The sequence below is a fragment of the Sphingomonas sp. ABOLE genome, from assembly GCF_003950455.1.
Taxonomy (GTDB): domain Bacteria; phylum Pseudomonadota; class Alphaproteobacteria; order Sphingomonadales; family Sphingomonadaceae; genus Sphingomonas; species Sphingomonas trueperi.
Genome location: NZ_QQWY01000114.1, coordinates 1 through 812, shown reverse-complemented (window position 1 = coordinate 812; position 812 = coordinate 1). Strand labels below are relative to the sequence as shown.

Here is an 812-nt window from a genome sequence, read left to right as displayed (position 1 = left end):
CGCGCCGCCCTCCCCCGTTTCCTTGGCAGGAAAGAGACTGGCCAGCCCCGGGGCGATCCCTCCCCGGCGCTGGCCCTTTGTCGTGCTTTCGGGAGTGGGGTGAACCCTACTGGTTCCCCCCACGCCAGGTCGCCGCGCGCGCCACCACCAGCCTCGCCCCCGCCGGGGCTCGCTGGCGGCGTCGCGCGCGGCGACCTTCCCCCCTCCGGTAAGGGGCTGCCGCAGACTCTGATCATAGATCAATCGCGAGATCCGTAGCGGCACACCCGGCAATTTTTGCCGGCTTTTGCGACGAACCGGGAATTTCCTGCCGCCCCCTCCGGCTCGCTCGCATCGCGGCCAAGCCCTCTGGCTTGGGCGCGCTGGCTACGCCTCGCCGGCGCCCACGCTTCGCGCGGCTGATCGGCCTGCGGCCGAGAGTGGAGAGGGAAAGAGAGGGCGGTCTCAACCTGCGTGAAAGGCAGCACCATGCTCCTCTCAACCTGCATCGACATCATCGCCTTGGATTGCGCGAGGATCGCCCGTTTCGCCGAGCGACGCGCGCGCTTTCTCGACGCCCTGGACTGGTCGCAAATGACCCCGGAATTTTGCCGCCACACCTCGATGGCCGACGAGTGGGTCGACCTCGAAGCCGCCGAGGCATGGAGCTACCTCCAGCACCTCGATTCCCGCCTCGAGCGCGAGGGCGACGGCCCGATCGAGATGTTCGCCCGCTTCGTCATTCCCCCGCATCTCCTGCTCGCCGCGGTTCCCGCCTGAGCCCGCCAAAATCGGAAGGATGTCACCGTGGAAATCACCATCAAGAAGCTGCG

1 protein-coding gene is annotated in these 812 nt (G+C 67.7%); it reads left to right on the top strand.

Going from position 1 to position 812, the window contains the following annotated elements:
• Nucleotides 1-453: 453 nt before the first annotated feature.
• Nucleotides 454-759 carry a hypothetical protein gene (locus CA234_RS24135; RefSeq protein WP_126002948.1) on the top strand — a complete coding sequence of 102 codons (306 nt, stop codon included), beginning with the start codon at nt 454-456 and terminating at the stop codon, nt 757-759.
• Nucleotides 760-812: the final 53 nt, after the last annotated feature.